This is a genomic window from Halopenitus malekzadehii (genome assembly GCF_900108505.1).
GTDB lineage: Archaea > Halobacteriota > Halobacteria > Halobacteriales > Haloferacaceae > Halopenitus > Halopenitus malekzadehii.
The window spans coordinates 1-5,260 of the sequence record NZ_FNWU01000033.1 but is presented as its reverse complement, the minus strand read 5'-3'; the positions used below and the strand labels follow the sequence as shown (position 1 = coordinate 5,260).

The 5,260-nt window shown below is 65.8% G+C and carries 6 protein-coding genes; 3 read left to right on the top strand and 3 right to left on the bottom strand.

Features of this window, described 5'->3' with window-relative positions; all coding sequences use genetic code 11:
* Window positions 1–340: zinc ribbon domain-containing protein (locus BLW38_RS15490; protein ID WP_143040925.1), on the top strand; the 340-nt coding region annotated here is incomplete at its 5' end.
* 63 nt (window positions 341–403) lie between these two features.
* Here BLW38_RS15490 and BLW38_RS15485 read toward each other — a convergent pair.
* Window positions 404–970 carry a thioredoxin family protein gene (locus BLW38_RS15485; RefSeq protein WP_092818088.1) on the bottom strand — a complete coding sequence of 189 codons (567 nt, stop codon included), beginning with the start codon at window positions 968–970 and terminating at the stop codon, window positions 404–406.
* A gap of 240 nt (window positions 971–1,210) precedes the next feature.
* Here BLW38_RS15485 and BLW38_RS15480 point away from each other — a divergent pair, with 240 nt between their 5' ends.
* Entirely contained in the window at window positions 1,211–2,782 is a 1,572-nt protein-coding gene (locus BLW38_RS15480; RefSeq protein WP_092818087.1) for a uracil-xanthine permease family protein, read from the top strand.
* A gap of 6 nt (window positions 2,783–2,788) precedes the next feature.
* Window positions 2,789–3,304 (top strand): hypothetical protein, encoded by a 516-nt coding sequence (locus BLW38_RS15475; RefSeq protein ID WP_092818086.1) that lies wholly within the window; start codon window positions 2,789–2,791, stop codon window positions 3,302–3,304.
* Between the two features lie 22 nt (window positions 3,305–3,326).
* Here the strand turns inward: BLW38_RS15475 and hflX are convergent, their stop codons facing one another.
* Window positions 3,327–4,655, bottom strand: coding sequence for a GTPase HflX (gene hflX / locus BLW38_RS15470; RefSeq protein ID WP_092818085.1), 1,329 nt, complete (start codon window positions 4,653–4,655; stop codon window positions 3,327–3,329).
* Window positions 4,656–4,884: 229 nt separating this feature from the next.
* Window positions 4,885–5,260 (bottom strand): ATP-binding protein (locus BLW38_RS15465; protein WP_143040924.1); only part of this gene is annotated, 376 nt, incomplete at its 5' end.

Sequence of the window (5,260 nt, the reverse complement as noted above, 5' to 3'; positions counted from 1 at the left end):
CTTAGAGTACAAGGCCGAGTTGTACGGCTGTCACGTTGTGCAGGTTGAAGCGGCAGGAACGACCAGAGAGTGTGCGTCGTGCGGTGTGGAGACAGCCAAGCCCATTTGGGTTCGAGAACACTCCTGTCCAAGTTGTGGATTCGAGTGTGACCGTGACGCGAACGCAGCAATGAATGTGCTTCAACGCGGTTTTTCTGAATTAGGGCTGGAATGGCTCGAAGACACGCCTGTGGAGACTGCGCTCCCTACGGACACTCATTCGGTGTCTGCAAAGCGCGTCATCGAAACAGGAAGCCCCTGCCTCAAGGAGCCGACGAAGGCAGCGACTAGGCAGGGGTAGTTCACTGGCCGTCCCGCGTCATCGGCTGAACGGCACTACGCCTCGAGCCCTGACTGAACCGCGCTACTCCTCGGGCCACTTGATCGAACAGCCGCGCGAGGGACGATCGGGGATCGAGACGTCCTCACCCGCGAGGATCTCGTCGATCGCCTGCCGAGCGTACGACTCGGTGGGTTCGTCGTCAGGGTTGAGCGCGTCGTCGAGTCGGCCGTGGTAGGCCAGCTGCCAGGCGTCGCCCGCCTCGTCGCGTCGGAAGAGGAAGGGGTCGGGGGTACAGACCGCGCCGTAGGCGGCCGCAACCGACCCGTCCGCGTCCCGGAGGTACGCGTCGTAGGCGATCGTCCCATCGGCGACGAGCTCCCGCATTTGCTCGAGGGAGTCATCGGGGTACTCCGCGTCGTCGTTCGGATTGATCCCCACGACGGCGACGTCGTCGTAATCGTCGGCGATCGCGTTCAGCGGATCGATCTTCGCCTGTGCGTACGGGCAGTGGTTACACGTGAACACGATCAACAGCGCGTCGACGTCGAAGTCCTCCAACCGATATCGATCCCCGTCGGCGCCCGGAAGATCGAAGGCGGGCGCGGCGTCGCCACGATCCAGCTCGGAGTCGGATTCCATCGCGACCATATCCGTCCTTGGCCCGCGAGGCCGATAAGCGACCGGATCCCGGCGAGTTCCCAGCACGGCTCGTCCAACCGGTGTGAGTTACGGTATCGAAGTCGTGTGGTTCCAGATGCCACTGGTCGTTGATGTCACGAGTCGTCGTCTTTATGGTGGTCGTTGAGACACCAACGTGCAGGTTGCCGGGGGATCACGGGCGAGACGACGCCAGGAGACCACGACCACCATATCCAGGAAATCACCAACATGAGTGACCCAACCGACGACGTGACGACGGTCGACGACGGCGCCGCGACGGACGGCGGGACCAGCGCCACCCCTGAAGGGGGTCGGGCGAGCGAGCGCGAGGCCGCCTCCTTCGTGGAGTACGGGATCGAGGACAAACCGCCCGCAGGGGAGTCGTTCTTCCTCGGGATCCAGCATTACCTGACGATGGTCGGCGCGAACATCGCGGTCCCGCTCGTGCTCATCAACGCGATGGGGCCGAGCGAGACACAGGCGATGACGCTCATCGGGACGTTCTTCGTCGTCTCGGGCGTCGCGACCCTCCTCCAGACGACGATCGGGAACCGCTACCCGCTCGTGCAGGGGGCGTCCTTCGCGCTGCTGGCGCCCGCCCTCACGATCGTGGGTGCCGTCGGCGGCCCCTTCGATCTGGCGATGCGGGAGCTGCAAGGAGCGATCATCGCCGCCGCCGCGATACAGGTTCTGATCGGCTACTCGGGACTGATGGGCCGCCTCAAGCGGTATCTCTCGCCGGTCGTCGTCGCGCCGGTGATCGCGCTCATCGGCCTGTCGCTGTTCAGCACGCCACAGATCGTGATGCCCCAACAGAACTGGTGGCTGCTCGGGCTCACGCTCGTCTGTATCGTCGGGTTCTCACAGTATCTCGACGCCTACAGTCGTTATGCACGGCTGTTTCCGGTCCTCCTCGGGATCGTGACCGCATATCTGGTCGCCGTGGGGCTGTCGGTGGCGGGTATCTATGCTCCCGACCAGGTCGGGTACGTCGCTCCCTCGGCGGCGCTCGATGCCCCGATCGTGCTTTCGATCACCCCGCTCCAGTGGGGCGTTCCGGCGTTCACGCCGGCCTACATCGTGGGGATGTTCGCGGGCGTGGTCGCCTCGATGATCGAAAGCTACGGCGACTACTTTGCCGTGGCACGGCTTGCGGGTGTCGGCGCCCCATCCCGGAAGCGGATCGACCACGGAATCGGGATGGAAGGCATCGGCAACGTCTTCGCCGGCCTGATGGGCACCGGCAACGGATCGACGTCCTACTCCGAGAACATCGGCGCGATCGGCATCACCGGCGTCGCCTCCCGACAGGTCGTCCAGGTCGGCGCGGTCGTGATGCTCGTCGTCGGCTTCTTCGGCCCGTTCAGCCAACTCATCGTCACCATCCCCGACCCGATCATCGGGGGCCTGTTCATCGCGATGTTCGGACAGATCGCCGCGGTCGGCCTTTCGAACCTCAAGTACGTTGACCTCGACGCCCAGCGAAACGTCTTCACGATCGGCCTCGCGCTGTTCGCCGGGCTCGCGATCCCGGCGTACTTCGGCGGCCTCGAGGGCGTCGCAGCCTTCCGTGACGGAATGAGCCAGGTCGCCGTTCTCGGCCCGATCCTCGGCACGCAGATCGTCGCCGACACCGTCTTCGTCATCGGGCAAACGGGGATGGCCGTCGGCGGCATCGTCGCCCTCCTGCTCGACAACACGATTCCGGGCACCCGCGAGGAACGTGGGCTCGACCAGTGGGAGGCTATCTCCGAGGAAGAACACGAGTTCCAGACCGTCCTCGAGCGCTACACGGAGTAGGCCCCGATGGGCGCCGCGAACGCGACCGGAGACGACGTGGATGGTGACGCGCCCGTGGGTGACGTGCGTTCGGCCGCGACGCTCGCGGGCGACGATCGGGTTCGCTACCGTGGCGACGATCGGTTCGGCGGTTCACTCTGCGTGACTGACCGGCGGATCGTGATCGGCGACGCCGATGGGGCCGGTGACGACGGTGCAAGCGACGATCACAGGACTGTCGATGGACACGCGATCCCCCTGCAGGCGATCGAGGAGGTGACCTACCGATCGACCGACTGGTTCACGCTGCTTTTGGGGGTCGGGATCGTCGCGTTCGGGCTGGCGTCGATCTCCCGAAGTCGGATCGGTGCTGCCGCCTTCGTCGTCGTCGGTCTGGGCAGTCTGATCGTCACGTGGCGGCGGCGCGGCCGCGTTCGGATCCATACCCACGGTCGCCCGAAACCGGTCACCGTCCATCCGGTCGATCCAGAGGCGTTTCTGGCTGCGGTCGATGCGTCGCTGGAGTCGGTTCGGTCGGGGTAGTTCACGGTTCGGTCGGAGCAGTTCACGCGTCGATCGGCGAGAGGTCGGCTGCCTTCGCGCGAGCCTGTGACACGATCGCGGATTTGGCCTCGAACGCGACGGTGACGTGGTCGTCGCCGTAGGACTCCTCCTCGACGTGACCGTGGTCGTGGATCCAGGAGACGACGCTCATCGTGTCGTCGGTCATCGGGAGCAATAGCCGCTCGTGTTGCCAGTCGGGGAGCTCGTCCTCGACGCGGTCGCGGAGGGTCGCGACTCCCTCGCCCTCGCGGGCGGAGACGACGACGGGGTTCGGCGCGAGCCCCGACAGGGCGGCGCGTTTCTCGGCGATCGCCTCCGCATCGAGGCGGTCGGCCTTGTTGAAGACCGTCACGATCGGCGCCTCGTTGCGTTCGTGGAGCGTGTCGTGGCAGGTCACCAGCTTCTCGCGCATCTCCCGGACCGGCTCGCTGGCGTCGACGACGAGCAGGACGAGGTCGGCCCGATAGACCGAATCCAGCGTCGACTCGAACGACTCCACCAGCCAGTGGGGGAGATCCGAGACGAACCCGACGGTGTCGGTGAGGAGGACCTCCCGCGTGTCCAGCTTCGCCCGTCGGGTCGTCGTCCCGAGCGTGGTGAAGAGCATATCCTCCGACTCTGCCGTCGTCTCCAGGTCGGGGTGGCGGTCGGCGTTCTCCGCGACGTCGAGGTCGGCGGCGAGCTGCCGGAGCAGCGTCGACTTCCCGGCGTTGGTGTATCCCGCCAGCGCGACGAGGTCGAAGCCGGATTCTCGACGCTTTTCCCGGCGCGTCTGTTCCTTCTCGGCGATCGACGCCAGCTCGTCGCGGATGTCCGAGATGCGGCGTTTGATGTCCCGCTCGACGCTCTCGTCGTACTCGCCGAGTCCCATAAACCCGGGCCGCTCGTCGCGCTTGGCGAGGCTGGCCTTGGCCTCGGCCCGCGGGAGTTCATAGCGCAGCTCCGCCAGTTCGACCTGCAGCTGCGCCTTTCGGGTCCGTGCGCGCTCGCCGAAGATCTCGAGGATGAGCGTGAAGCGATCGATGACGGCGACGTCCTCGGGAAGCTTCCCGCCGATGTTGAACGTCTGATACGGACCGAGGTCGTTGTCGATGATCACGCAGTCGGCGTCGGTCTCGACGACGAGCGCGGCCAGCTCCTCGACCTTCCCCTCGCCGAACATATAGGCGGCGTCCTCCTCGCGCGTCTGCGTGAGCCGGCCGACGACCTCGTAGTCGACGGCGTTGGCGAGCTGTTCGATCTCCTCGAGGTCCCCGTCACCCGACTCGACGCGTTTGGCGACGACGGCCCGCCGGCTTGGGCCGTCGGTCGTCGGCTGCTCGCCGCTCATCGGTCGTGATCGCGGACGGCGGACGCGGCGTGGTGTGCTCCCTGCACTGTTTCGAGTTCGGCTACGTCCTCGACGTATTTAAACTCCGGCTGGGAACGGTCGGACTCCGAAACTGACTCCCCGGCCACGGCGTCACTGAGTCGCGTTTGCGACCGACAGATCCAACTCGAAGACCACACCGTGCGGCCCGTTACCGCGATCTGACTGACGAGCCGGATGAGTCTGAAAACTACGAAGCCGTCTCAATGCCCGAGATCTCGAACCGCGCCCCGCCGTCGACGCTCTCGATCGCGCGGATCTGCCAGTTGTGGGCGTCCACGATCTGTTGAACGATCGCCAATCCGAATCCCGACCCGTTCTCGCTCGTTGTATAGCCCTCCGAAAAGATCCGATCGCGGTTTTCCTCCGGGATCCCCGGGCCGTCGTCCTCGACGTAGATCCCATTCCCGTTCTCGAGCGTTCCGACCCGGACGACGACGTCATCCGTGCCCTGCTCGACGGCGTCCCCGTGAGTGTTGGAGCGGGGGCTCGTCGAGCCGTGCTCGACGGCGTCCTCGCGAGTGTTGGAGCGGGGGCTCGTCGAGCCGTGCTCGACGGCGTCCTCG